This is a genomic window from Ruegeria sp. CE12, from assembly GCF_056537525.1.
Map to the genome: position 1 here is coordinate 88,945 of NZ_JBQFRS010000008.1, position 23,250 is coordinate 112,194.

The window sequence follows — 23,250 nt, forward strand, 5'->3', positions numbered from 1 at the left end:
GTTACACCGGACCTCACAAAAAAAACCCGCGCAAAGTTCGCGCGGGCTGTGCAAGTTCACCGGGAGAAATTACCAGTCCATCGGACCCTTTTCGGCAAAGGATTCGACAAGAAAATCTATGAAAGCCCGCACTTTAGGCTGGGTAAACCGGCCGGGTGGGTACACTGCGTAAACGCCCTGAACTTCATCCGGCAGGGATGGCATTGCATCCACCACCTGTCCTGTTTTCAAAGCCTCCGCATAGAGGTAGCTGGGCAGATAGGCGATCCCCAGACCTGAAATCGCTGCATTCAGCAGCGACTGGCCGTCATTGACGCTCAGCCAGCCTGCTGTACGAACCTGCCTCTTTTCGCCCGAAGGCGCAGTCAGCTTCCAGACATTGCCGGAGGACTGGCTGGAGTAATGCAGCAGCTTGTGCTCGTTCAGATCGTCAATCTTCTGCGGCCGCCCGAACTTTTCGATATAGCTGGGGGCAGCTACCATGCGTTTGACAGTTTCCGTGAGTTTACGCGCACGCAGAGTGCTGTCTTCCAGTTCTCCGATGCGCACCGCAACATCGAATCCTTCGGAAATCAGCTCAACATAGCGGTTGTTCAGCACCATGTTCACAGTGATGTCGGGGTAGGCAGACAGGAACCCGGACAATACAGGTGACAGGTGATTAACGCCGAAATCGGTTGCGACGCTGATGCGCAGCAGGCCCGAAGGCGCTGACTGCATCGAGGTTACCAGCGCATCCGCCTCGCCTGCATCATTCAATACGCGGCGCGCGCGGTCATAATAGGCCAGTCCGATCTCGGTCGGAGATACACGGCGTGTGGTCCGGTTCAGCAGGCGAGCGCCGAGTCGTGCTTCAAGGCTCGACACGTGCTTTGACACTGCCGATTTGGATATGCCCATCTTTTTGGCCGCATCGGTGAAGCCACCCTGGTCCACCACATTGGCAAAGGCCTCCATTTCGGTCAGTCGATCCATTCTCGTTCCCCAGGTCTTTGTTCGTTGAGGTACCTTCGCGTCAAATCTGGGCAAGAACGCGGCAGACATGGGATAATATCAGGGATTTGAATCGGATCGTTTGCACTTCGGAAACGCGGAAACAGTGGTTTCCAGTATCGCTCCAGACCCTTATTGGGCGGGTTTTCTGGAAATTTCTTAAATCATGCTATCCTGAGAATGGCATTTTTGTGACGAGGGAGGAGATCATGAAAGCCATTATTGCAGCCACTTTATTCACCCTTTCAGTGTCCATTGCGTGGGCCGGAGGGGAAACACCATCGAACCCGGATGCGAAAGTCTATTTTGTAAATCTCGCGGATGGCGACACAGTTCAGTCGCCCGTTACCGTTGTTTTTGGCCTAAGCGGCATGGGTGTCGCCCCATCAGGTGTTGAAAAGGAAAACACAGGTCATCACCATCTGCTGATTGACCGTCCGCCGATTGGCGAAGGCGAAGATGGCGCGGATGAACTGGCCTACGGCCTGCCCGCTGACGACAACCACCTGCACTTCGGTGGTGGCCAGACCGAGGTGACTCTGGACCTGGCGCCGGGCCCCCACACCCTTCAACTGGTGCTGGGTGATGCCGGGCATGTGCCGCATGCGACCCCGATTGTGTCCGAAGTCATAACGATCACTGTCGAGTAACGCTCAGGTCCCGAACTGTTCTGAGAATTTTGCGGACCCGCTGCGTGAAAACTGAATGATACGGCTGCCCGGTTTCCGGGACAGCCACCCCAACTCTTCCATTCGGGACAACATCGCGCGCCCCAGCTTGCCAGCCAAATGGGTTTCGCGTTCGCTCCAATCCAGACAAGGACGGCAGAGCGGTGCGCGACTTTTGTTCAGACCATCCAGATCGATTCCGAAATCTGTACAGAAACGCGCGCCGGGTTCGGTCAGCGACACCAGATCATCCGAAACATCAAGGAAACCCCGCGCCCGCATTGAGGTGAACAACTGAACCCCCCTGCTGCCCGCGAGATGGTTATAGCAAACCCGCGCCTCGCGCATTTCCAGATCATTGGGTCCGGTACGTGTCCGCATATGACCGTGACCGGCAGCCAGACCCATCAGGTTTTCCAGCGTATGCGCCACATCCTCGCCAGACAGGCCATAATATTTGTGCCGGCCCTGTCCTTTAACTCGCAGCAACCCGCCATCCAGCAGCTTTTTCAGGTGTGAGCTGGCGGTTTGCGGGCTGATTCCGGCCTCTCGCGCCAATTCCCCAGCTGTCAGAGCCTTTCCCGACATGAGCGCGGTCAGCATGTTTGCGCGCGCGGGGTCTCCGATCAACGCGGCGATCTGGGCGATATCCGGTCCGTCTTTCATAGTTCGATCATAGTCGAAACATATGCGTCAGTCGAGCGTGTAATCTGAGATGGCAAACAAAGGAGCCTTTAATGCTGACCTGTGTCATCCGCTATCAGATCGACCCGACCAAAAAACAACAGTTCAATACCTATGCTCAAAAATGGGGGCAGGCGATCCCGCGCTGCGGGGCGGATCTGATTGGCTATTTCGCCCCGCATGAGGGGTCATCGACCCTGGCCTATGGTATCTATAATGTCGAAAGCCTCGCCGAGTACGAAGCCTATCGCACGCGACTGGCTGCGGATCCTTTGGGGCAGGAGAACTATGCCTTTGCCCAGAAAGAGCGATTCATTCTGCGCGAAGACCGGACCTGGCTCAAGCTCGCCTCGACCCCGCACGGAGGACAATCATGATTGCTGTCATCTTTGAAGTGGAGCCTGCCGAGGGTGAAACGCAGACCTATCTCGACATTGCAGCCGATCTTCGTCCCCTGCTGGATGATATCGACGGGTTCATTTCCGTTGAGCGGTTTGAAAGTCTGGTAACGCCCGGTAGATATCTGTCGCTTTCATTCTGGCGCGATGAGGATGCCGTTGCCGAGTGGCGCCGCATGAATGAGCACCGCACAGCACAATCGCGGGGGAAATCGGGTCTGTTCAAGGGATATCGGCTGCGTGTAGCAGCGGTCATGCGCGACTATGGGTTGACCGATCGTGAACAGGCGCCGACCTCAGGCCGCATCGGGTAGCAGGAAAACACCGCGGGCAAGATCCGAGTTCAGCCTGTCATTTCCGTACCACTTGCCAAGGACATTCTTCGACATCAGATCAGGGTTTTCGGCGACAAACTCGCTGAAATTCGGATCTGAATTGCGAGCCATACGCTCGGCAATCAGGCTCATGAACGCATAGGTGATTGTCAGGTTGAACTTATCGGGCGCACCGGCGTTTGTGGCCAGTGTGCGAATGCCCTTGGCATAGATCGCAGCCGCATCGATGAAATCATACTTCCTCAACAGGTCAAAGGCCACCTGTACATGCTCGGCATGAGCGAAAGTCGTATTGTCGATGGCATGCGCTTCGAACACGCGGGTAATCTCAGATATCTGAACTGCTTCGGTCATTCCCCGATCTCCTTGAATTTGTGGCTGTGCTCGGCGGTCCAGTCCAGTTCGTAAACCTCTTTCAACTGGCTGATCTTTTTGAGCGTCTCAGGCGAGAATGGCGGTTTGTTTTCAAAACTGTGCAAGGCGATGCCCTCAATCAGATCGCCAACGGACATATCCAGCGATTCTGCCAGCCCCTTCAGGACTTTCAGCAATCGCTTTTCGATTCGAATTCCGGTCTGGGTACGTTCAATTCTCTCACTCATGAGTTACCAATGTACCAAGGTAACAACAGAGTCAATGCGTAAACAGAAAAAGGCCGCCTCTGCAGAAGCGGCCTTTTAGTATCTAAAACAACGTGATTCAGCGGATACGCGTTGCCACGGCTCTGAAAATCAGAGTGCTGCCGCCAACCGCGTACCCTGATTAATCGCACGTTTGGCATCCAGTTCAGCCGCCACATCCGCGCCGCCGATCACATGAGGTGTGATCCCGCGTTCGATCAGATCATCCGCCAAACTACGGTCTGAGACCTGACCGGCGCACAACACAATGGTATCTGCCGCGATTATGGTCGGGTCTGCCCGCTCCTCGCCAAAGCTGACATGCAGGCCTTCATCATCGATACGTTCGTAATTCACACCGCCGACAAAATTAACGTTCTTCATCTTCAACGTCGCCCGGTGAATCCATCCGGTTGTTTTACCCAGCCCCTTGCCATGGGCTTGTTTCTTGCGCTGCAATAGCGTGATCTCACGTGCGGGCGCTTCGGGTTGCGGGCCTTCGGGTGCTAAACCGGACCGATGTTCGGCGGGGTCGGTCACGCCCCATTCCTTCATCCACAGCGGCAGATCTGTAGTTGGACTGTGGCCGTCCTCCAGCAGGAACTCCGAGACATCAAAACCGATGCCACCGGCCCCGATCACCGCGACGGACTCTCCGACCGGAGCCTTGCCGCGCAGGACGTCGATGTAACTCAGGACGCTGTCACGATCCTGACCGGGTATCTGCGGATCGCGCGGGGTGACGCCAGTGGCAATGATCACTTCGTCAAATCCACTCAAATCGACTGCGCTAACTTCGCGACCCAGTTCAACCGTGACGCCCAGATCAGAAATCATGGTCCGATACCAGTCGACCAGCCCCCAGAACTCCTCTTTGCCGGGAACCTGCTTGGCCATGTTCAGTTGTCCGCCGATCTCGTTGGCCCGGTCAAACAGGGTGACGTCATGGCCGCGTTGGGCGGCTGTCATCGCGGTGGACAAACCCGCCGGTCCTGCGCCTACGATGGCGACCTTTTTCTTAGCGTCAGCTTTGCTGATCACCAGCTCTGTTTCATGGCACGCACGCGGGTTCACCAGACATGATGTCAGTTTGCCGCCGAATGTGTGATCCAGACAGGCCTGATTGCAGGCGATGCAGGGGGCGATCTTTGCCCCATCTCCCGCAATCGCCTTGTTGACGAAATCCGCATCCGCCAGCATCGGACGTGCCAGTGAGACCATGTCGGCGCAACCGGTCGACAGCACCTCTTCGGCCACTTCCGGCGTGTTGATTCGGTTCGAGGTGATTATCGGGATCGATACCTTGCCCATCAGCTTTTTGGTCACCCAGGCAAATGCCGCCCGGGGTACAGAGGTTGCAATCGTCGGAATGCGCGCCTCGTGCCAGCCGATACCAGTGTTGATGATGGTGGCTCCGGCCTTCTCGATCTCTTGCGCTAATTGGACGACCTCATCATGGGTCGAGCCATTGGGCACCAGATCGATCATCGACAGACGGTAGATGATAATGAAATCTGTTCCCACCGCCTCGCGTGTGCGGCGCACTACTTCGATGGGCAGGCGCATACGGTTCTCATAAGACCCCCCCCAGCGGTCTTCGCGCTTGTTGGTATGGGTCACAAGGAACTGGTTGAGGAAATATCCCTCGGAGCCCATGATCTCGACCCCGTCATATCCGGCTTTCTGAGCAAGCACGGCGGCGTTGACGATGTCGCTGATCTGCTTCTCGATCCCGTCTTCGTCCAGTTCGTTCGGCGGGAAAGGTGAGATCGGGGATTTCACCGGGCTCGGCGCTACACATTTCGGCCCATATGAATAACGTCCGGCATGCAGGATTTGCATGGCGATCTTGCCGCCCGCCTCGTGTACGCGATCCGTCACGATGGAATGATTGGCGACGTCTTTGTCGGTCGTCATCATCGCAGCACCGGGCAGTACCGAACCTTCCAGATTGGGACCGATTCCGCCGGTCACCATGAGTGCCACACCGCCACGCGCCCGGTCGGCATAAAACTCGGCAACACGGTTCCAGTCACCAGTCTCTTCCAGCCCGGTGTGCATCGAACCCATCAGGACGCGGTTCTTCAACGTGGTAAAGCCCAGATCCAGCGGGGCCAGCATGTTTGGGTACGCAGTCATCGCAACTCTCCCTGCCTGCAGTGCACAACTAAATTGACGTGCACGTAACCTTTGTCACGCGAAACCTAACGTCACCCCCTTTGCTGCCGTCGCGACGCTTGTTAGAGGTGGGCAGACCAAACCCGTGAGGCCGCGCATGACCCCTGAAGACATTGCCAAACTGCCCTATCGCCCCTGCGTTGGCCTGATGCTGATGAATGCCGACGGCAAGATTTTCGTGGGCCAGCGCAATGACCGCCACAAGGACGCCTGGCAAATGCCTCAAGGTGGCGTAGACAAGGGCGAAAACCCCCGCGATGCAGCCCTTCGCGAACTATGGGAAGAAACTGGTGTGACGGCTGATCTGGTTGAGATCATCGCCGAGACAGACGGTTGGTTACCTTATGACCTGCCCCACGACATCGTGCCGAAGATTTGGAAAGGCCGCTACCGCGGGCAGGAGCAGAAGTGGTTCCTAGTGCGGTTCACCGGGCGTGATGACCAGATCAATATCCAGACAGAACATCCCGAATTCACGCACTGGAAATGGCAGGAGCCCAATCGTCTGATTGAGGAAATCGTTCCCTTCAAACGCGCAGTGTATGAGCAGGTGGTTGCTGCTTTCGACGCTCACCTGTCATAATCCGGGCTGAAACAGCCGTAGAGTCGTGACATGCGTATTGATGATATCTGGCCCAAGTACCGCGCCCGCCTGAAGGCGTTTCTTCATTCGCGGGTCTCAAACCCTGCGGATGTGGATGACCTGTTGCAGGATATCTCGATCAAGGTGTTCACCGGTCTGCCCGGTCTGCAGGATCCGGCCAGGCTGCAGCCTTGGTTGTTTCAGACCGCCGACCGAACCATCATTGATTTCTACCGTAAATCCGGCCGGTCCGCCGCGCATCCAGATGATCTTTGGTATCACCGGGACGATCCGGAAACGCGTCAGGATCTCGAGGGCTGTGTCGAACCCTTCATTCTCGGCCTGCCTGAAGACACGGCAGAGATGCTGATGGCCATTGATATACAGGGTATGTCGCAGCGAGATTATGCTGAGCAACACGGTCTGTCCTACTCGACCCTGAAATCACGCGTTCAAAAGGGGCGGGCGGAATTGCGCAAGGCATTTGAGGCATGCTGCAATATCTCGATGGACGTGCGGGGAAACATCTCGGACGTTCAGGAAAAACCGGACAGTTGCAAAAATTGTTGATCTGAACGTCGTCTTTTTGGCGTGGGCTTCGTCTGACAGATGAAACCACCAAAAGGAAAGACAAATGATCCGTATCATAAGCTTCAAAATCTGCCCCTTCGTTCAGCGTGTGACCGCCATGCTCGAAGCCAAGCAGGTACCCTATCAGATCGACTATATCAGTCTCAGCGACAAGCCGGACTGGTTTCTTGAGCTGTCCCCGACTGGGCAGGTTCCTGTTCTGGTCACCGAGGGGGGCGTGTCTCTGTTCGAATCCGATGCGATTGTCGAATATATCGATGAAATTACCGCCCCTCTGCAGGCAGATCTGACGCCCGAGCAGCGTGCGCTCAACAGGGCATGGAGCTATCAGGCCAGCAAACACTATCTCGTACAATGCAGCACTATGCAAAGCGCGGACAAAGCTATCTTTGATGAGCGTATGGAAAAGCTGGGCAAGTCCTTCGAAAAGGCCGAAAGCCAGCTTGGTGAGGGCCCCTATTTCTCGGGGGCGGCGCTTGGCAATGTGGATATGGCCTGGTTGCCACTGCTGCATCGTGCAGCGATTGTGTCAGACCACAGCGGCTATGACATGCTTGCCGCCTATCCAAAGGTAAAGGCATGGCAGCAGTCATTGCTGGACACAGGACTTCCGCAGAAATCGGTCTCTGAGGATTTTCTCGGCCGGTTTACCGACTTCTATCTGGCGGAACGCACATGGCTGGGTCGTGGTGCGAACATCGATGAAGCACCGACCGCTCCGACTGCCAAAGCGTCAGGTGGTTGCTGCGGCTGATATGATCACCGCCCAGCACGTTGCCGTGAGGGGGCGTGGCCCGTCGTAAACTGCAGCTTTAGCTTGGCGCGTATGGAAGATATCGCGCCAGGCCATTCCAATGTCGTTCCCGCAGGGCGAGTATTTCGCGGCTCTGACCGTCGTGCGCCTTTGCGGGATGGTTTGCGAGGATGTGGCGAGTACGGACATTCTCAAACCGCGGGCCGCTTTTATCCGATTGCCTGTGTTGCGCTTGAGGTGACCCAGCGATGCAATCTTGATTGTACGCTCTGCTACCTCTCGGATCGGGCAGAGATGACCTATGATCCGCCTTTGTCGGTTCTCTTTGCGCGGCTTGCCACGATCCACAGCCATTATGGCCCGGGTGTTTCGGTGCAACTCACCGGAGGTGACCCAACCCTGCGCAAAGTCGAGGATCTTGAGGCGCTTTGCCGTGAAATTCGCCGCCTTGGAATGCGGTCGTGTTTGATGACCAACGGTATCCGCGCGAGTCGCGCCTACTTGTCCCGACTGGCAGCGGCAGGTTTGGACGATGTGGCGTTTCACGTGGACATGACCCAAGAGCGCAAAGGTTTTGACAGCGAGATTGAGCTGAACACCGTACGTCGCAACTACATAGTCGCAGCGCACGGGCTTGGTCTGCGCATTTTGTTCAACACAACAGTGTTTGAAGGCAATCTGTCTGATCTCTCCGCATTGGCGCGGTTCATGCGGGACCAGCCCGAGATCGCTTTTGTCTCCTTCCAGATGCAGGCCGACACCGGCAGGGGTGTTCTGCGTGAGCGACCAGATTCAATCACACAGAGCAGTGTCATGCGGGCGGTGGAGCAGGGGTATGGCACCCCGCTGCATTTCGATGCGGCGGCGGTCGGGCATTCCGGATGTAATCGATACGCTTCTGTCCTGACCGCCGGTGGGCGGGCGATTTCCGTCCTGTCTGATCAGTGTCTGGTGCAACAGGTAATTGCTGCATTAGAGCAGATGGACCGGTCGGCGGATGCATATCTCGACACGCGCGACAGTGTGTGGCGGTTGGTTCTTCGGAGGCCGGGCCTTGCCTTGCGAGCCGCTGCGCATCTTGCGGGTTGTGTCCTTCGATTAGGGACGGGTCTGTTGCGTGGTCGGGTCAGGCGACAGGCGGTATTCATCCATAACTTCATGGCTGCCGACGCGCTGGAAGAAGATCGCTGTGCGTCTTGTGTGTTCATGGTCGCCACAGGCAACGGTCCGTTGTCCATGTGTGTTCACAACGCCCAGCGTGACCTGCATCTTGCCATGCCTGACAAAGTTGACGGTCCAATGGGGACGTATTGGTGGAACTCTGCCATGCGGGATCTGTCCAACCACCCTGAGTTGCCCGGTTTGGATAGTCCTGAACAGGCCCCGATCAAGAAGCTCAAAGGTCAGCTGCGTGCGTGGCGTCAGAACCGGAAGGGAAAATCATGAAAGCTCTTTGGCTCATCCTGCTTCTGCCTCTTCTGGCGGCTTGCGCCAGTGTCGAACGTCTGGCGCTGCCCAGTGCTGTGCCGTTTGCCGACACCAATCTGACCCGCGCGGCGCAACCGCCCGGTGATCGTGTCGATCATCGCGATTGGAGTAGCTTTCTCGCGCGCTACGTCGCTACCGACACACAAGGAGTGAACAGAGTCGCCTATGCGCAGGTCACGCAGGCTGATCAAGCTCGATTGGACCAGTACCTGAGTGATCTTCAGTCGGTTGATCCTGCTCGTCTGACCAGGGATCAGCAACTGGCCTATTGGATCAATCTCTATAACGCACTGACCGTGGACCTGATCCTTGAAAACTATCCCGTCGCTTCGATCCGCGACATTATAGATGGTGCGTTTTCCTTTGGCCCGTGGGATCGGCCTTTGGCGCAGGTCGCGGGTCAGGTCCTGACGCTGAATGATATTGAGCACCGCATCATTCGACCCACATTCAACGAACCACGAATTCATTACGCGTTGAACTGCGCTGCGGTTGGGTGTCCGAACCTGATGGATCGGGCGTGGCAGGCTGAGACGCTCGAACGTGATATCTCGGTCGCCGAAAATGCCTACGTTAACGACCCGCGCGGCGTCAGGTTTGACACCCGCGGGCGGCTGATCCTGTCAAAGATCTACATCTGGTTCCGAGAGGATTTCGGGCCAGACGACCGGGCTGTGCTCGCCTATCTTGCGACTGCAGCGGATCCGGCTCTCAGCGCCCGTCTGTCTCAAACCTCCCGCATTAGCGGATATGAGTATGACTGGGCGCTGAATGATGCCGCCGCTGGATTCTGAAAGACCGCTTACAGCAGCCCTTCTTCGCGCAGCAGTTCCAGCATGTTTGCTTCGGGCCGCGGGCCGATGTGGCTGATCACTTCACGGGCACAGACATTGCCGATACGGGCGCAGGTTTCATAGTCGCGGCCTGTGGCCATTCCGAACAGGAAGCCGGCAGCGAACTGATCGCCTGCGCCGGTTGCATCCACCGGTACAACCTTTTCCACTGCCACGTCGATGCGCTTGCCTTCGTTCAGAACGGTCACCCCGTCACCGGAACGGGTGCAAACAACCAGCGGGCAGATCTCACTGGTTTTGGCTAGTGCTTCGTCCAGATTATCGGTTTCGAACAGCGATTTGATTTCCGCTTCGTTGCCGATGACGAAATCCAGCTCGTTCTCAATCAGCAGCAGGAAATCGACCCGGTGGCGTTCGACGCAGAACGGATCGGAAATCGCGATGCCGGCCTTGCCTCCGCCCTTGTGGCAGTTGCGCGCTGCCTCAAGAAACGCGGCTTTGCCTTTTTCCTTGTCGAACAGGTAGCCTTCCAGGAACATGATCTGGCTGTTGCCTGCCACATCCCCGGACACGTCCTCGGATGACAGTTCCGAGGAAATCCCCAGATAGGTGTTCATCGACCGTTCACCATCGGGCGAAACAAAGATCATCGAACGCGAGGTTGGTAGCTCACCGCCCGGCACCGGTGGGTTCACAAAATCGACGCCGTCTTCGTTCATCGCATCCGCATAGAACCGACCCAGCGCATCGTCATGCACGCGGCCAATAAAGGCTGCATCCAGTCCCAGCGCACCGGCACCCGCAATCGTGTTGGCAACCGAGCCGCCGGGCGTCTGCACCCGTGATTCCATTGAGGCATACAGCACTTCGCCGCGTTCCTGCTCGATCAGCTGCATGATGCCTTTTTCAATGCCCATCAGCTCCAAGAAACTGTCGTCGGCTTGGGAAATCACGTCCACAACGGCATTCCCGATGCCCGTCAGCTGGTAAGTTTTCATAGGTTTTTATCCTCAAATTCGCAAAGATCGCGGATGATACAGGTGGGGCACATCGGTTTGCGTGCCTTGCAGTGATAGCGGCCATGCAGGATCAGCCAGTGATGCGCATGCAGCTGAAAATCGGTTGGTATGTTGTCCTCGATAGCGCGTTCAACAACGTCGACGTTTTTACCGGGACAGATACCCGTGCGGTTGCCGACCCGAAAGATATGCGTGTCTACTGCCTGCGCCGGATAATGCCACCACATATTCAGAACGACATTGGCGGTTTTCCGCCCGACGCCGGGCAAGGACTGCAAGGCGGCACGAGAATTGGGGACTTCACCGCCGTAGTCTTCGACCAGAATGCGGCTCAGCTTGATGACATTTTTGGCTTTCTGGCGAAACAGGCCGATGGTCTTGATATGTTCGATCAGACCCTCTTCGCCCAGATCCAGCATCTTCTGCGGCGTGTCAGCGATTTTGAACAGTTCGCGTGTCGCCTTGTTGACACCCGCATCGGTCGCTTGCGCTGACAGTGCCACTGCCACGACCAGAGTGTAGACGTTCACATGATCAAGCTCGCCCTTGGGTTCCGGGTCGGCGTGTTGAAAGCGTGTGAAGATCTCGCGGATCGTGTGGTAGTCGAGTTGTTTAGCCATCCAGCACGGTATGCCCTGCCGGATCGCTGCTCGCAATTGAAAAGGCCGGGAATTGGCAACACGAATGGCCGAGTGTTGGGTCGCTGCTATAGGAATATCACGCCGATAGCCCTCGGAATTCCGCCCCCTTTACCTCCAGTTTCTCTTTAACCTTCGCCCAATGTGCTGGATTGGCTGCCAGAACAGACGTCGGATCGATGTGTACCTGGTAGCCCCGGTTCAGCGCCCCTTGCGCTGTCTTGTTGACGCAATGGCAACCATCAAGCCCGGTCAGGATCAAGGTTCCGATCTGGTTGTCTTCCAAAAACTGCTCAAACGTGGTCGAGGAAAAGGCATCGCCTACGGTTTTTACGAACTCCGCATCCGCATTCAGTCCAAGGCGCGGATCGGTCTCGATCCCGGCCGACCCTTCATTGCCACGCCCCTGATTGAACCAGCCGTTCAGAAGGTTCGCCAGCTTGCCCTTGAAAACGTGCCGAATGGCGATCACGGGCATCCTGTCCTCGCGGGCCTGCCTGACAGAGTCCTTTATGTTCGAAATTGTTGCATCCAACTCAGCGACATCCCATCCGGGTGCCGAGGTGAAATCAGTCTGCATGTCGATCACCACCAGCGCCGTTGCCGGACGAGCAGCCAGATCAATTGCCGGACCGGTTGTTGGCGTGCCAATCCTGCGAATTTCAATGAGAATATAGAGAACCGCGATCACAATTCCGGCGAGGATGATCCAAAGAACCGACATCTCATACCTCCTCAGCCAGATCGGCAAAAAACCGTGTGAGCGCCAGTTGTACCTTATGGTAATTCGCAAGCTCTTCGGGAGAGAAGTCTTTGGAAAAACTGGCCAGTTTTGACATCTCATCTGTTCGGATCGCAGTGATGATGTCCTGGCCCGTGGGTGTCAGCCGATAGCAGTAAGAACGCGCGCGCTTGGGGTTGGCGCGACTGTCGACCAGACCGGCCTTCATCACTTCCTGCAGGATGCGCGCGACGTATTGCCGTTTCAGCTGCAACTCGGTGCATAACTGCGGGGCTGTCGCTCCGGGGAAAAGGGATAGCCCCTCTAGGATAGCACGTTGTCCTACAGTTACGCCTTCACGATAGCTGCCGCGTTCAACCGCGGCTGTAATGTTGCGCAGCAGGGGCCGCGTGGCCTGAACTGCCTGATAGAGCTGATCCAATGAATGTTCCATGCTCTTAATCTAGATAGGCGCAAAGCGATTCGTCAACTTAGTTGACAAATATATGCGCAGGTTCCGGGTCGCGGCATTGGTCAGGGCGAGGTAATGTTTATGTAAGCGAAGAGGTGCAACATGAACGTACAGAACCCAGAAACCGGCTATCACTACAACGTCATGCGGCGCGCGATCGAGTTGATCGATCAGGGCGGTGAAACGCTCAGCCTTGATGAACTGGCACGTCAGATGGATATGAGCCCCGCGCATTTTCAGCGGCTGTTCTCACGCTGGACCGGAGTTTCGCCAAAGCGATATCAGCAATATCTGACCCTTGGGCATGCCAAGGCGCTGCTGCGGGAACGGTTCACGACTTTGGAAACCGCCCACAATGTGGGTCTGTCCGGTAGTGGACGCCTGCACGATCTGTTTCTCAAATGGGAAGCGATGAGCCCCGGCGAATATGCCCGCAAGGGCGAAGGCCTGACCATCTATTGGGGTTGGTTCGAAAGCCCGTTCGGCCCTGCGTTGGTCATGGGCACCGACAAGGGTATCTGCGGCATGGCTTTTGGTGCGGAAACTGGCGAGGAAGAAGCGATGGAAGACATGCTCTCTCGCTGGCCCAAGGCCAGATTTGTCGAAGACCCGATGCTTCTGCGACCATGGGTGCTAAGTGCATTCGGGGCGGAAAGTGAAAGGTTAGAGCCTACGCCGCTCTTTCTGATCGGCTCACCGCTGCAGATCAAAGTGTGGGAGGCGTTGATGCAAATACCATCGGGCCAGGTCACGACATATTCCGAGATCGCCCAGCGAGTGGGATCACCGCAAGCCGTTCGCGCGGTGGGCACGGCGGTCGGACGCAATCCGGTCAGCTGGCTGATCCCCTGTCATCGCGCTTTACGCAAATCCGGTGGCTTGGGTGGTTATCACTGGGGGCTGCCCGTCAAGCGTGCGATGCTGGCCTATGAGGCAGCGCAGGCCGACGCATAGGCGTCGGCTGAAAAAAGCCGCCCCCAAGCCTGACCCTTGTGGTAGATGATAGGGGATGACGCAAGAAATTAGGCTGATGTCTCAGAAGTTTGCTGCCTGGTCCATTCCGGTGTCCCTTGCCGTGTTGCTGCTGAAGCTGTTGGCCTGGTGGCTGACTGGCTCGGTCGCGCTGCTTTCGGATGCACTCGAGTCCATTGTGAATGTTGCGGCCGCACTTCTGGCCTATTTTGCGGTTCAGATTTCGGGCCGACCACCGGATGAGAAACACCCTTTTGGGCATAAGAAGGCCGAGTATCTCTCGGCCGTTGCTGAAGGGACGTTGATCGTTCTGGCGGCGTTGTTGATCATTCGCGAGGCTGTCTCGGCGCTGCCATCTCCGCATTTGGATCATGCTCCGATGATCGGAATAGCTGTCAACGCCGTTGCGACATGCGTCAACGGCGCTTGGGCTGTCATTCTGCTGCGTGTTGGAAGACGCGAGAAATCGCCCGCGCTGGAGGCCAGCTCAAAGCACATTTTCACCGATGTCATGACCTCGGTCGGGGTTGTTGTTGGACTGTTGTTTGCGTTGGCTACGGGCTGGCTGATCCTTGATCCGATTATCGCCATTCTGGTCGCTCTGAACATCCTTTGGGAAGGCTGGAAAGTCATTCGTTCCTCTGTTGACGGGCTCATGGATGCCTCATTGTCCGAACAGGATCTGCAAACCGTGCGCGCAGCGATTGAGGCCAATCTCGGACCCGCGCTGGAGTATCACGATCTGAGGGGTCGCAGGTCAGCAAGTGTCATTTTCGTCGAGTTCCACCTTGTTGTGGCCGGCGATATGTCGGTGGCTGCTGCTCATGACATCTGCGACGATATCGAAGAGGCGCTGCTGAAAAAGTACCCGGGGTCGGTATTTGTAATCCATCTCGAGCCGGATTCTGAGCTGAAGTCAGCGGTGGCCAATTGACAGTTCGTGTGACCGATGTCAGGAATTGCGCAGGTTCGGGAACCCTGCCGTTCGCGGTCGTTGACCATGGTGAAACCCGATTGAATTAACATCTGATGCCCCATTTCTGGCGCGCGGATGGCAATGCGAACACCGTCCAGACTTCGCGCCCGTTAAAGGAAACGAGGCAAAGAATGGCAAATACGGAAAACATCGCTTCGATTGAAGAATTGAAAGCGCAGGCGAGGCGGCTGCGTGAACGACTGCGCGGCGCTGGTGTTAAGCTGTCCCACAGCGAGGCGCTGGAAACAGTTGCGCATCAGTATGGTGTAAAGGACTGGAATACGCTGCATGCAATGGCGGGTAACCGGATGCGGCTTCGGGTCGGCGACCGGGTCGAGGGCCGCTATCTCGGACAGTCTTTCTCGGCAGAAATCCGGGGTTTAACCATGATGGGCGACGGCTCTCATCGACGGATAACCCTGCATTTTGATACGCCGGTAGACGTGGTTCAATTCGACAGTTTCTCGGCGTTTCGTCAGCGTGTTACGGGCGAAATTGGCTGGGACGGCCGATCCACCCGGCATACATCAAACGGAGAGCCACAGCTGATCGTGCGACCTGCCTGACAGAAAAAAGCGAGGCACGAAACCGTGCCTCGCCTTAAATCATCAGCAAGCAGAGTGCTTACTCTGCAGCCCAGCCGCCAACAGCTTTCACTTCAAGAAAGTCTTCCAGACCCCAGAGGCCGCCTTCGCGCCCGTTGCCGGACTGTTTCATACCGCCAAAGGGTGAGCCAGCCGCACGGGACTGGCCATTCATCTCGACCATGCCCGAGCGCAGATGCCGTGCCATACGATTGGCGCGTGCGCCATCCTGTGTCTGGACATAGTTGGTCAGGCCGTAAGGGGTGTCATTGGCAATCTCGATGGCTTCCTCTTCGGTGTCGAAGGGGATCATGGTCAGAACCGGGCCAAAGATCTCTTCGCGCGCGATGGTCATCTGGTTGTTCGCATCGGCAAAGACGGTCGGGCGCACATAGTAGCCCTTGTTGAGACCTTCGGGGCGTCCGGTGCCACCTGCAACCAGACGCGCACCTTCATCGATGCCCTTTTGGATCAGGTCCTGAATCTTGTCCCACTGCACCTCGTTCACGACGGGACCGATATGGCGACCTTCGTCCTGAGCGGGGCCAACAGCAACCTTGTTTGCTACCTCTGCCGCAGTCTCAACAGCCTGATCGTAGATCGGGCGCTGCACCAGCATACGGCTGGGTGCGTTACAGCTTTGGCCGGTGTTGTTCATCATGTGCAGAACACCCCGCTTGACCGCCTTTTCATCGGCATCGGCAAAGACGACATTCGCACCTTTGCCACCCAATTCCAGATGCACCTTCTTCAGCGTATCGGCTGCATTCTTGGAAATCGCGGTTCCGGCGCGGGTCGAACCGGTGAAGCTGACCATATCCACATCCGGATGCCCCGAAAGCTGCGAACCAACGCCGACACCGTCCCCGTTCACCAGATTGAAGACACCGGCGGGGAAACCTGCCTCATCCATCATCTCGGCAAAGATCATCGCGTTCAGCGGGCTCTGCTCGGATGGTTTCAGCACCATCGTGCAGCCTGCGATGGCTGCTGCACCGACCTTTAGCGTGACCTGATTCATCGGCCAGTTCCATGGCGTGATTAGCGCGGCAACACCTACGGCCTCATAAATAATGCGGTCGTTGGGGGCATGATCCCCCAGCGGGCGATCGAACTGAAACGCCTTGGCTGCTCGAATGAAGTTTTTCAGATGCCAGGTCCCGGCACCAACCTGCTGTGTGCGCGACATGTCGATCGGCGCGCCCATTTCCAGCGACATGGCCTGCGCCAGATCTTCGGCGCGGGTCTGGTAGATTTCGATCAGCTTTTCCACCAGCGCGATACGCTCTTCCACTGGCGTTTCCATCCAGCCGGGCAGCGCTGCCTTGGCGGCGGCGACCGCAGCATTTGTATCAGCTTCGGAACCCAGCGAAATCACGGCACAGGGCTCTTCGGTCGACGGGTTAATTACCTGGAAATCATTTGCCGCCGAGGGGGCGACCCATTTGCCGTTGATATAGAAATCGCGTTTTTCGATCATGGCTCATCCTCCGGAGCAGAAATCAATCGACCGATCGGTCGGTTTTCTAGGGCACTCTGTCACCCGACCCGATGCGGGGCAAGTGGGAAATCATAATTTGATCAAATTATGTATCTGCCAAATCTTCTGACAGAGCAACATGAATGGTTTAACCTCTGCGCAAAGTGATTAGGTTGGCATCAACCGACTCGGAGTTTTTCACAGGAAAGGAGATTCCCAATGGGTTTGCGCATCAACGATACCGTCCCGAATTTCACCGCTGAAACGGATCAGGGCACCGTTCAGTTCCACGACTGGATTGGCGACAGCTGGGCCATCCTGTTCTCGCACCCCAAGGACTTCACCCCTGTCTGCACCACCGAGTTTTCGGCCGTTGCACAGTTGAACGACGAATGGGCGGCGCGGAACACCAAGGTCATCGGTGTGTCGGTCGATGGTGTCGAGGACCACAAGAAGTGGAAAAAGGACATCGAGGAATACGGCAAGGCCAACCCCGGTTTCCCGATTATCGCTGATGATGGTTTGGCCGTGTCGAAAGCCTTCGACATGTTGCCGGCCGAAGCCTATCTGCCCGATGGCCGTACGCCTGCCGACAGCGCCACCGTGCGCTCGGTCTTTATCATTGGTCCGGACAAGCAACTGAAACTGTCGATGACCTATCCGATGACCGTTGGCCGGAACTTTGCCGAAATACTGCGCGCGCTGGATGGTCTGCAGATGAGCGCTAAAGGTGTTGCGACGCCGGCGAACTGGGTTCCGGGTGAGGATGTAATCATCCCGCCGACCGTCTCGAACGAAGACGCCAAAGAGAAATTTGGCGAGTTTGAGACAATCTTCCCCTACCTGCGCAAGACCAAAGCGCCTGAGTAAGGGTTAAACCCTTCTGAAATTCCGCGTGCCCTGATCCTACAGATACCGGGCACGCGGGTAGAGGAAACGGAACCGAGACGTTTCCCCTGTGCTGCGTTCAGAAGCTGTAGCGCAGACCGAAGTTCACGCTGAACGTATCCAGATCATCCTCAACCGTGCCGGTCGACGCTCCGTTTGGTGCCAGCCGTTGCGAGGACACATCGAAGGCACGGGAATAGCGGGCATCGACGGTAAACGCGGTTGAGCTGTTGATGTCATAGGCCACACCCGCAATCAGCTGTGCCGCAAAATTGGTGTCGCTGTCATCCAGTGCTACGCCGGGTCCATAGACAAAGTTCAGATCAGAATAGGTGGCGCCCAGACCAAACCCGGCAAAAGGAGTGACCTTGCCGCTCTGTTTGAAGTCAAACAGCACGTTGGCAAACAACGAGGTCTGGCTGACATCGCCCGACACGTTGCCTTCGGGCGCCGGGCCGTTGCCCGAGAAATTCACACCATCCACATCATTGTCTCGATAGGACAGCTCCAGCTCGATCCGTGTGCCGACATTGTCGTTCGACCATTGCGGTATTTCCTTACCGATGGCCAGGCCAAGCCCGTATCCGCCATCAAAATCCGTATCGACCGACTGGGTCGCAGCGCCGATCGTGCCCGAGAAGTCGCTGTCCTGCAGTTGGCTGTATCCAATAAAGCCCTGAATATAGGCGCCGTCCGACAGGCTTTGGGCGGCCAATGCCGATGCGCTCAGCGTCAGGGCGGCCGATGTCAGGAGAAGACGAGTAACCATAACTGTGTCCTTTGTTCCGAATGGTGCATGGCGCACATGTGGGAGAGAGGGCAGCAAAAGGAAGGCTCCGGGCCTTCACACCGGGTCACTCTTAGTTGGCGCTGCGTGAGCGAATAAATTCTGCCCGTGAATTGTTCTTTGCTTTGCCGCCAACCGGCAGTCATTCGCCACCTGCAGTGCGGCATGGTGGTTGACGCCAATTTAGGGATTGCTCTGAAATTCCAAACGGGGGTAGGTCAGGTTGAGGGCAGGGGTCTCAGCAAGGCCGATGTAAGAGCTTAAAATGCAACTGGAACCGGGCAAAGATATCAGGAATTGGACGAGACGAGTCTTCGTTTCGGTTATGGCCCTGTCACTGCTCGTCTGGTCGCTGGCCCCGTCGTTTTCGCACCCAACAGATTTTCTGTTGGCCGAAGCCCGTGCTGAGGCTGTTCACGACGATCACGGACATTCACATGGCGACAGCGTCGATCGTTACTGGTCGTGGCACGGTCACAGTCATGATGTGGCCGATCACGACCACAGCTCGGCCATTCTGATCCGCAATGGTTCAGCCCTGCCGGTTACGGAGTACAGGCTGGCCGGGGTTTTGGACCCGTTTGTCGACCCACCCAATCCGGTTTATCGGCTCGAACGACCTCCGCGCGTCTGATCTGTCCCGCCCTCCGGCGGGCCCAAAGATCATTCCTACAAAAAAGCGGAGAAATTCTCATGCACGCAGTCCAAAGGGGCTGGGGCGGGTTGGCGATGCGCCAATCCCTGCTTCTGGCAACCCTTATCCTTGCGGCGCTCGGGTTCAGCGCAACCTATGCCGCCGCGCATAACGTAACCGCCGGTGATGCCGGCTATATCCAGCAGATCTGGGGCGTCAAACTGATCCCCTTTGCCTATCTTGGCGCCAAGCACATGGTGACGGGATATGACCATATCCTGTTTCTGTTCGGAGTCGTGTTTTTCCTGTACAGGGCCAAACACGTCGCCACCTACGTCAGCATATTTGCCCTTGGGCATTCCACGACCATGCTGGCAGGGGTTTACTTCGGTTGGAACGTCAACGCCTATATCGTTGACGCGATCATCGGCCTGTCCGTCGTCTACAAGGCGTTGGACAATCTGGGCGCCTATCAGCGCTGGTTCGGGTTTCAGCCAAATACCAAGCTGGCGACGCTGATCTTTGGCTTTTTCCACGGCCTCGGTCTGGCGACCAAAATCCTTGATTATGACATTCCGCAGGACGGGCTGCTGCCCAACCTTCTGGCCTTCAATGTCGGGGTCGAGATTGGCCAGATGCTGGCCCTGGCGATGATCCTGATCGTCATGGGTTTTTGGCGAAAGTCCCCGTTCTTCTGGAAAAACGCCTACACGGTCAACGTGATGATGATGTCAGCCGGCTTTGTCCTGATTGGCTATCAGCTCACCGGCCTTTTCATCACAACCTGAATTCGCGGAGAAACACATGTACAACTCTGAAAAACCTTCCCCCGAGGAGCTGCCAAGCTCACAGCAACTCATCCGATCCACCATTATCGCCGCGATTGCGGCCGTGGCCATTCTGATCACCATCGTTTTGCCAGCAGAGTACGGTATTGATCCCACGCGGATTGGCCGGGTTCTAGGGCTGACCGAAATGGGTGAGATCAAGACCGAACTGGCGGATGAGGCCGCCCGGGATGCACAGGCGGCAAGTGACGAGCAATCGAATCTGCTGCTGGATATCATGGGGGCCTTTGTTGGGGCCGCCTATGCACAAGAAAGCACTGAGCCTTGGTCAGACGAATTTTCATTCACCCTGACACCGGGCGAAGGGATCGAGTGGAAGTTGGTCATGGAAGAAGGTGCCGTCGCAGAATATGAGTGGGTCGCCGAAGGTGGGCGCATCAACTTTGATCTGCATGGCGACAATTCGGATCAGTCGATCAGCTATGAAAAGGGCAGGGGCAAGACCGACGACCGCGGCGATCTGGTTGCAGCCTTTGATGGCAATCACGGTTGGTTTTGGCGCAACCGGGACAAGCAGGACATCACGGTGACCGTGAAACTGCGCGGTGCCTACAGCGATCTGAAACGCACTTACTGATCAGGATGCCCCGGCTCAATCGCGAGTCGGGGCAACCACGGGCTTTGGCTCGATACCTCTCAAGTGAAATCATCGCATGTCGACGGGCCAGACGCTGCCCGGTTCAGCATCATGGCTGACTAGCCGTGCAAATTGTCTTTCAAGTAACGCAGACCGGTGTCGATGATCACGGTCACCACGGTTTTACCCGGTCCAAGTTCCCGGGCTTTTTGTAGGGCTGCCCAAATGTTCGCACCGGACGTAACCCCGCCAAGCAGACCCTCGCTATGGGCCAGCGTTCGGGCGCCCCAATAAGCGTCTTCATCCTTCACCGGGATAACCGAGTCGATAAGGTCCCGGCGTAGTATCGCAGGCACAAAGGAAAGCCCGATCCCTTCAAGCTTGTGCGTACCGCCCGTATCCCCGCCCGAGATGTTGCGGACATGGTAGGGTTCGATCGCAACGATTTCGGTCCCCGGATTGTGGGCTTTCAGAACCTCGGCATTGCCAGAGATACAGCCACCCCCTCCTGCAGCCATGACAAAGGCATCGATTGGGCGGCTGGCCTGTGTCAGAATCTCCTGCGCCATGCCGTGGTAACCCAGCTTATTGTCCATGTTGTTGACCTGATCCGGCCAGAATGTACCGGGTTCGCCGGTCAGTTCCTTGGCCCGTGCGATCATCCGGTTGATCACATCGGCAGTCAGCACACCGCCTTCTGCATGAACAATCTCGACTCCGGCGCCAAAGGCCCGCATCGTCTGTAGCTTTTCTTCGGAAAACCCGTTCGAGGATACAAAATGCGCCTCATAACCGCGCGTTGCGCAAACCATTGCAAGCGAACTTCCGGTGCTGCCGCCCGTATATTCGACGACGCGCCCTCCGGGTTTCAATTCACCGCGCCGTTCTGCGCCTTCGATCATCGACAAGGCCATGCGGTCTTTCATACTGCCCGTCGGGTTCGCCCCTTCCCACTTAACATAGATGTCGGCGTGATCCGGTCCGGTCAGACGGGTCAGCTTGATGAGGGGCGTATTTCCGATGGCGAGCATGATCATGTCTTTCGAAGGTGAGAATGGTAACTTCCATAAGTTAAGTTACTATTTGCATCAAGCTTCCATTTATTAAGTCACTGGGGTAAACCGATGTGTGCATTGCCTGACCAGAGGTTGACATGACTCAAGCCGATCATGAATTTCGCTCCCGCTGCTCCATTGCGCGCAGCCTTGAAATCCTAGGGGATAAATGGACCCTTCTGGTGGTACGCGATCTGATGTGGCACGGAAAACATACGTTTCAGGAACTCCAAAACAGCGAAGAACACTTGCCGCCGAACTTGTTGTCCCAACGTTTGAAACGACTGATGGAATGGGGATTGGTCGAGCGCGAGGCCTATCAGGACCGGCCTGTTCGCTATCGATATCAGCTTACACCCCGGGGGCGAGAGTTGGAGCCTGCCTTGTTGCAGATTATGCGCTGGGGTCATGCGCATTTGGGTGGCGGGCTTTATGATCCGGACGAAGGTGCCACAGTGGCAAATGCTTCCAACTAAGGTCGCTTTGTACGGCTATGACAGCCTGACAGCCTCTGGCGCGGTGTAATCAGCTGACAGTGCCACTGGAACCGACAGTTCTGATTGCAGCGCGCGTACCTCATAGGGTTTCAGGACCGGCAGCACAGTCGGACCGTAACTCTTTGCATTCAACGTCAATTCGGGGAAAAGCTCGAAAAGCTCGCGCCTGGTTGCAGGTGAAACCGCACTCATCGTGGTGTCACCGGGATAGAATGACTCAGACCAGACGCCTTCAACTTTGACCAGCTCGTGACTGTCGAACAGCAGATGGATGTATATGACATCCTGATCGGGCGGCATCTGCGTGATATCCCGGCCATCGACCATGCCCTTTGCAGGGGCCAGCATCATGCTGTCGGCATAGTACAACTCCATCGACGCGGATGTGACCGCGATCCGATGTTGAGGCGAGACAAGCAAGTCGCGCTGGGGGCAGCCTTTGGAAAAACTGTTTGCCCGAATGCGAATGGGGCAAAGATGAGAGTCGATCTTCAGCTCCTGTGCTGACAACCGGCGTTTGCCGACCCAGCGCAGGGGTTTGCAGCTGCCATCAGCGGTTACCACGTGGTCACCGGGTTTCAGTGTTTCTATCCGGCGCAGACCTGTCGGGGTCAGGATTCTTGAGCCAGCAGTGAAACATACGAAGGTGGGTATGGTGTCGTATTCGGTTGGCGGCGCAGTAACGATCGAGTTGTTGGTATTCGCAATCGTGTCCCCAACCGCCACTTCGCCAGAAGTGACGACGACATATTGGGGATTTGAGAACTGAAGCAGCGTAAAGGTAACCGGATTCCCGCCGACGTTGCCGCTGTAGGTCTCAAACACCTGAAAGTTCGTAGAGTTGCCGATGAACCCGGGAACACCGCTGACATCCAGCTGCGGGTTTCCATCCGCATCCGGGTCTTCGAGGCTGCTATCAGTATCGATGATTTCGACCTGATAAGCGTTCAGCACCACGACATTGGTGTTACTCAGTGGATCGCTGTTGATCTCGTAAATTGTGATAAATTCCATGG

29 protein-coding genes are annotated in these 23,250 nt (G+C 56.5%); 16 read left to right on the plus strand and 13 right to left on the minus strand.

Translation table 11 applies throughout. The features are described from left to right. Nucleotides 1-69 precede the first annotated feature (69 nt). Nucleotides 70-975 carry a LysR family transcriptional regulator gene (locus ACR0IO_RS17270; RefSeq protein WP_155146414.1) on the minus strand — a complete coding sequence of 302 codons (906 nt, stop codon included), beginning with the start codon at nucleotides 973-975 and terminating at the stop codon, nucleotides 70-72. A gap of 227 nt (nucleotides 976-1,202) precedes the next feature. Here ACR0IO_RS17270 and ACR0IO_RS17275 point away from each other — a divergent pair, with 227 nt between their 5' ends. Then, nucleotides 1,203-1,643 carry a DUF4399 domain-containing protein gene (locus tag ACR0IO_RS17275; protein WP_155146412.1) on the plus strand — a complete coding sequence of 147 codons (441 nt, stop codon included), beginning with the start codon at nucleotides 1,203-1,205 and terminating at the stop codon, nucleotides 1,641-1,643. Nucleotides 1,644-1,646: 3 nt separating this feature from the next. Here ACR0IO_RS17275 and ACR0IO_RS17280 read toward each other — a convergent pair whose 3' ends face one another. After that, entirely contained in the window at nucleotides 1,647-2,327 is a 681-nt protein-coding gene (locus ACR0IO_RS17280; RefSeq protein WP_480743019.1) for an ArsR/SmtB family transcription factor, read from the minus strand. A gap of 71 nt (nucleotides 2,328-2,398) precedes the next feature. Between ACR0IO_RS17280 and ACR0IO_RS17285 the strand changes: the two genes are divergently transcribed. Both ACR0IO_RS17285 and ACR0IO_RS17290 read left to right on the plus strand, forming a co-directional pair. Further along, entirely contained in the window at nucleotides 2,399-2,722 is a 324-nt protein-coding gene (locus ACR0IO_RS17285; protein WP_480743021.1) for an NIPSNAP family protein, read from the plus strand. Then, the gene (locus tag ACR0IO_RS17290) at nucleotides 2,719-3,057 is read left to right on the plus strand and encodes an antibiotic biosynthesis monooxygenase family protein (RefSeq protein ID WP_480743024.1); all 339 of its coding nucleotides are present in this window, start codon (nucleotides 2,719-2,721) and stop codon (nucleotides 3,055-3,057) included. Before ACR0IO_RS17285 ends, ACR0IO_RS17290 begins: the two co-directional genes overlap by 4 nt. Here the strand turns inward: ACR0IO_RS17290 and ACR0IO_RS17295 are convergent. The 3 genes from ACR0IO_RS17295 to ACR0IO_RS17305 all read right to left on the minus strand — a co-directional run bounded on the left by ACR0IO_RS17295 (nucleotide 3,040) and on the right by ACR0IO_RS17305 (nucleotide 5,837). Next, the gene (locus tag ACR0IO_RS17295) at nucleotides 3,040-3,432 is read right to left on the minus strand and encodes a hypothetical protein (protein ID WP_480743029.1); all 393 of its coding nucleotides are present in this window, start codon (nucleotides 3,430-3,432) and stop codon (nucleotides 3,040-3,042) included. The two genes, ACR0IO_RS17290 and ACR0IO_RS17295, sit on opposite strands and share 18 nt — an antisense overlap. Further along, nucleotides 3,429-3,680: a hypothetical protein gene (locus tag ACR0IO_RS17300; protein WP_170336381.1), complete on the minus strand. Its 252-nt coding sequence runs from the start codon at nucleotides 3,678-3,680 to the stop codon at nucleotides 3,429-3,431. Before ACR0IO_RS17300 ends, ACR0IO_RS17295 begins: the two co-directional genes overlap by 4 nt. 129 nt (nucleotides 3,681-3,809) lie before the next feature. Next, nucleotides 3,810-5,837 (minus strand): FAD-dependent oxidoreductase, encoded by a 2,028-nt coding sequence (locus tag ACR0IO_RS17305; protein ID WP_480743032.1) that lies wholly within the window; start codon nucleotides 5,835-5,837, stop codon nucleotides 3,810-3,812. Nucleotides 5,838-5,973: 136 nt separating this feature from the next. On the opposite strand from ACR0IO_RS17305, the gene ACR0IO_RS17310 reads away from it, so the two are divergent. From ACR0IO_RS17310 to ACR0IO_RS17330, 5 genes are all read left to right on the plus strand, one after another. Beyond that, nucleotides 5,974-6,459 (plus strand): RNA pyrophosphohydrolase, encoded by a 486-nt coding sequence (locus tag ACR0IO_RS17310; protein WP_480743034.1) that lies wholly within the window; start codon nucleotides 5,974-5,976, stop codon nucleotides 6,457-6,459. A gap of 30 nt (nucleotides 6,460-6,489) precedes the next feature. Beyond that, nucleotides 6,490-7,029 carry an RNA polymerase sigma factor SigZ gene (sigZ, locus tag ACR0IO_RS17315; protein WP_480743036.1) on the plus strand — a complete coding sequence of 180 codons (540 nt, stop codon included), beginning with the start codon at nucleotides 6,490-6,492 and terminating at the stop codon, nucleotides 7,027-7,029. A gap of 64 nt (nucleotides 7,030-7,093) precedes the next feature. After that, complete coding sequence (locus ACR0IO_RS17320) at nucleotides 7,094-7,804, plus strand: glutathione S-transferase family protein (protein WP_480743038.1); 711 nt, start codon at nucleotides 7,094-7,096, stop codon at nucleotides 7,802-7,804. A gap of 72 nt (nucleotides 7,805-7,876) precedes the next feature. Further along, on the plus strand, nucleotides 7,877-9,250 hold the full coding sequence (locus ACR0IO_RS17325) for a radical SAM protein (RefSeq protein ID WP_480743041.1): 1,374 nt from the start codon (nucleotides 7,877-7,879) through the stop codon (nucleotides 9,248-9,250). Next, nucleotides 9,247-10,086 (plus strand): DUF547 domain-containing protein, encoded by an 840-nt coding sequence (locus tag ACR0IO_RS17330; RefSeq protein ID WP_480743045.1) that lies wholly within the window; start codon nucleotides 9,247-9,249, stop codon nucleotides 10,084-10,086. The genes ACR0IO_RS17325 and ACR0IO_RS17330 overlap by 4 nt, the downstream gene beginning before the upstream one ends. 8 nt (nucleotides 10,087-10,094) lie before the next feature. Here ACR0IO_RS17330 and ACR0IO_RS17335 read toward each other — a convergent pair whose 3' ends face one another. The 4 genes from ACR0IO_RS17335 to ACR0IO_RS17350 form a co-directional block, all read right to left on the minus strand. After that, nucleotides 10,095-11,084, minus strand: a complete 990-nt coding sequence (locus tag ACR0IO_RS17335) for an adenosine kinase (RefSeq protein WP_480743048.1) — start codon at nucleotides 11,082-11,084, stop codon at nucleotides 10,095-10,097. Next, a complete protein-coding gene (gene nth, locus ACR0IO_RS17340) occupies nucleotides 11,081-11,725 on the minus strand; it encodes an endonuclease III (RefSeq protein ID WP_480743052.1) in 645 nt (214 codons plus the stop codon). Before nth ends, ACR0IO_RS17335 begins: the two co-directional genes overlap by 4 nt. A 97-nt stretch (nucleotides 11,726-11,822) precedes the next feature. After that, nucleotides 11,823-12,467, minus strand: coding sequence for a cysteine hydrolase family protein (locus ACR0IO_RS17345; protein ID WP_480743055.1), 645 nt, complete (start codon nucleotides 12,465-12,467; stop codon nucleotides 11,823-11,825). A gap of 1 nt (nucleotide 12,468) precedes the next feature. Continuing rightward, on the minus strand, nucleotides 12,469-12,918 hold the full coding sequence (locus ACR0IO_RS17350) for a MarR family winged helix-turn-helix transcriptional regulator (RefSeq protein WP_480743057.1): 450 nt from the start codon (nucleotides 12,916-12,918) through the stop codon (nucleotides 12,469-12,471). 120 nt (nucleotides 12,919-13,038) lie between these two features. On the opposite strand from ACR0IO_RS17350, the gene ACR0IO_RS17355 reads away from it, so the two are divergent. The 3 genes from ACR0IO_RS17355 (at nucleotide 13,039) to ACR0IO_RS17365 (ending at nucleotide 15,450) form a co-directional block, all read left to right on the plus strand. Then, nucleotides 13,039-13,890, plus strand: a complete 852-nt coding sequence (locus ACR0IO_RS17355; protein ID WP_170336401.1) for a methylated-DNA--[protein]-cysteine S-methyltransferase — start codon at nucleotides 13,039-13,041, stop codon at nucleotides 13,888-13,890. 76 nt (nucleotides 13,891-13,966) lie between these two features. Further along, nucleotides 13,967-14,842 (plus strand): cation diffusion facilitator family transporter, encoded by an 876-nt coding sequence (locus ACR0IO_RS17360; RefSeq protein WP_480743060.1) that lies wholly within the window; start codon nucleotides 13,967-13,969, stop codon nucleotides 14,840-14,842. Between the two features lie 173 nt (nucleotides 14,843-15,015). Beyond that, nucleotides 15,016-15,450, plus strand: a complete 435-nt coding sequence (locus ACR0IO_RS17365; protein WP_480743062.1) for a glyoxalase superfamily protein — start codon at nucleotides 15,016-15,018, stop codon at nucleotides 15,448-15,450. A 58-nt stretch (nucleotides 15,451-15,508) separates the two neighbouring features. Here the strand turns inward: ACR0IO_RS17365 and ACR0IO_RS17370 are convergent, their stop codons facing one another. After that, nucleotides 15,509-16,948: an aldehyde dehydrogenase family protein gene (locus ACR0IO_RS17370; RefSeq protein WP_480743064.1), complete on the minus strand. Its 1,440-nt coding sequence runs from the start codon at nucleotides 16,946-16,948 to the stop codon at nucleotides 15,509-15,511. Nucleotides 16,949-17,167: 219 nt separating this feature from the next. Between ACR0IO_RS17370 and ACR0IO_RS17375 the strand changes: the two genes are divergently transcribed. Further along, nucleotides 17,168-17,818 carry a peroxiredoxin gene (locus ACR0IO_RS17375; RefSeq protein ID WP_155146372.1) on the plus strand — a complete coding sequence of 217 codons (651 nt, stop codon included), beginning with the start codon at nucleotides 17,168-17,170 and terminating at the stop codon, nucleotides 17,816-17,818. 97 nt (nucleotides 17,819-17,915) lie between these two features. On the opposite strand, the gene ACR0IO_RS17380 is transcribed toward ACR0IO_RS17375, so the two are convergent. Beyond that, on the minus strand, nucleotides 17,916-18,605 hold the full coding sequence (locus ACR0IO_RS17380; RefSeq protein WP_480743067.1) for an outer membrane protein: 690 nt from the start codon (nucleotides 18,603-18,605) through the stop codon (nucleotides 17,916-17,918). A 343-nt stretch (nucleotides 18,606-18,948) separates the two neighbouring features. On the opposite strand from ACR0IO_RS17380, the gene ACR0IO_RS17385 reads away from it, so the two are divergent. From ACR0IO_RS17385 to ACR0IO_RS17395, 3 genes are read left to right on the plus strand one after another with little or no spacing between them, the layout of a single operon-like run. Continuing rightward, nucleotides 18,949-19,257, plus strand: coding sequence for a hypothetical protein (locus ACR0IO_RS17385; protein WP_480743070.1), 309 nt, complete (start codon nucleotides 18,949-18,951; stop codon nucleotides 19,255-19,257). Between the two features lie 59 nt (nucleotides 19,258-19,316). Next, the gene (locus ACR0IO_RS17390) at nucleotides 19,317-20,045 is read left to right on the plus strand and encodes a HupE/UreJ family protein (RefSeq protein WP_480743072.1); all 729 of its coding nucleotides are present in this window, start codon (nucleotides 19,317-19,319) and stop codon (nucleotides 20,043-20,045) included. A gap of 16 nt (nucleotides 20,046-20,061) precedes the next feature. After that, on the plus strand, nucleotides 20,062-20,682 hold the full coding sequence (locus ACR0IO_RS17395) for a transmembrane anchor protein (RefSeq protein ID WP_170336414.1): 621 nt from the start codon (nucleotides 20,062-20,064) through the stop codon (nucleotides 20,680-20,682). A 119-nt stretch (nucleotides 20,683-20,801) separates the two neighbouring features. Here ACR0IO_RS17395 and ACR0IO_RS17400 read toward each other — a convergent pair whose 3' ends face one another. Beyond that, nucleotides 20,802-21,713: a PLP-dependent cysteine synthase family protein gene (locus tag ACR0IO_RS17400; RefSeq protein WP_170336416.1), complete on the minus strand. Its 912-nt coding sequence runs from the start codon at nucleotides 21,711-21,713 to the stop codon at nucleotides 20,802-20,804. A gap of 122 nt (nucleotides 21,714-21,835) precedes the next feature. Here ACR0IO_RS17400 and ACR0IO_RS17405 point away from each other — a divergent pair, with 122 nt between their 5' ends. Then, a complete protein-coding gene (locus tag ACR0IO_RS17405) occupies nucleotides 21,836-22,213 on the plus strand; it encodes a winged helix-turn-helix transcriptional regulator (RefSeq protein WP_480743077.1) in 378 nt (125 codons plus the stop codon). Nucleotides 22,214-22,228: 15 nt separating this feature from the next. On the opposite strand, the gene ACR0IO_RS17410 is transcribed toward ACR0IO_RS17405, so the two are convergent. After that, entirely contained in the window at nucleotides 22,229-23,248 is a 1,020-nt protein-coding gene (locus ACR0IO_RS17410; RefSeq protein ID WP_480743079.1) for a Hint domain-containing protein, read from the minus strand. Nucleotides 23,249-23,250: the final 2 nt, after the last annotated feature.